We start from the raw sequence: 1299 nt of genomic DNA, 5'->3' as shown, positions 1-1299 counted from the left end.
GGCGGATTCCAGGGGTCGTCGCAACACAACTGATCAACTGGCTTAGGTCAGGAGCTTAGCCAAACGCTCGGCTGGGGTGTCCCAGCCGAGCGTTTTGCGTGGGCGGCCGTTGAGTTCGGCGGCGACGGCGGCCAGATCCTCGGCGCTGTGGACGGCCAGGTCGGTGCTCTTGGGGAAATACTGGCGCAGCAGGCCGTTGGTGTTTTCGTTGCTGCCGCGTTGCCAGGGGCTGGCCGGGTCGCAGAAGTAGACCGGGATGTCGGTGGCCACGCTGAACTCGTGGTGCCGCGCCATCTCCGAGCCCTGGTCCCAGGTCAGCGACCGGGTGAGGTGGGCGGGCAGGGCCTGGACGGTGATGGTCAGGGCGTCGCGGACGTGTTCGGCGGTGCGGCCGTGGGGCAGGTGCAACAGCATCACGTAGCGGGTCGCCCGTTCCACCAGCGTGCCGATGGCGGAGGCGTTGTCCTTGCCCAGGATCAGGTCGCCTTCCCAGTGGCCGGGCACCGCCCGGTCCTCGACCTCGGCCGGCCGGTCGCTGATCATCACCATCGGGTGGACGAACCGCGGCTGCCGCCGCTGCGCCTGACGGCGGGGTTTGCGCACGGTGCGGCCGGTCCGCAACGCCCGCACGAGTTCACGGCGCAACTCACCGCGTCCTTGCAGGTAGAGAGCCTGGTAGATCGTCTCGTGGGTCACGTGCCACTCCGGCCGGTCGGGGAAGTCCCGCCGCAGCACCGCGACGATCTGCTCGGGACTGTGCTTCCTGACCAGATGGTCCTGCACGATCCGATGCAGCTCCGGATCGGCCGCGAGTTTCCGCGTCTTCGGACGCGGACGACGCGCGTCGGCGCGGACCTGGGCGGCGTGCGGCCGGTAGTCCCCGGACACCGGATGGGAGTTGCGGTCCAACTCCCGTTTGACCGTCGAGGGTGACCGGCCCAACTCGGCGGCGATAGCCCGGATCGACGCCCTCGCCCGTCGCCGGTCGGCGATCACGATCCGCTCGTCCTCGTTGAGATACCGCCCCGACACCGACGGGGACGCCGCCGAGGTGATCGGCGACGCCCCCGTCTCACGGCCTGTTGGATTACGCCCGTTGCGCCAACGCTTCCCGGTCCGGATGTTGATACCGACGATCCTGCACGCTTCCCGGTTGCCGACGCCCTGACGCATGAGCGCAAGGTAAGCCTCGCGCTCACGCGTCAGACGCCGACCGCCCAGGTTGACCGACCGATCCCGGATCTCGAAATCCACCACAACTCCCCAACTGGGGTGTTGCGACGACCACTAGAACCCAAG

At 68.6% G+C, this 1299-nt stretch carries 1 protein-coding gene; it reads right to left on the bottom strand.

Annotated features, from left to right (window positions below):
- Positions 1-42: 42 nt before the first annotated feature.
- Complete coding sequence (locus tag ACZ7GX_RS45710; protein ID WP_498786930.1) at positions 43-1173, bottom strand: IS30 family transposase; 1131 nt, start codon at positions 1171-1173, stop codon at positions 43-45.
- Positions 1174-1299: the final 126 nt, after the last annotated feature.

Source organism: Actinosynnema sp. NPDC037264 (assembly GCF_055603705.1).
The sequence above is the reverse complement of the archived record's forward strand: the minus strand, read 5'-3'. Positions and strand labels throughout refer to the sequence as shown.

Bases quoted from the DNA above. Each gene is read 5' to 3' on its own strand.
- ACZ7GX_RS45710 (WP_498786930.1), bottom strand. From the start codon at position 1,173: ATGCGTCAGGGCGTCGGCAACCGGGAAGCGTGCAGGATCGTCGGTATC.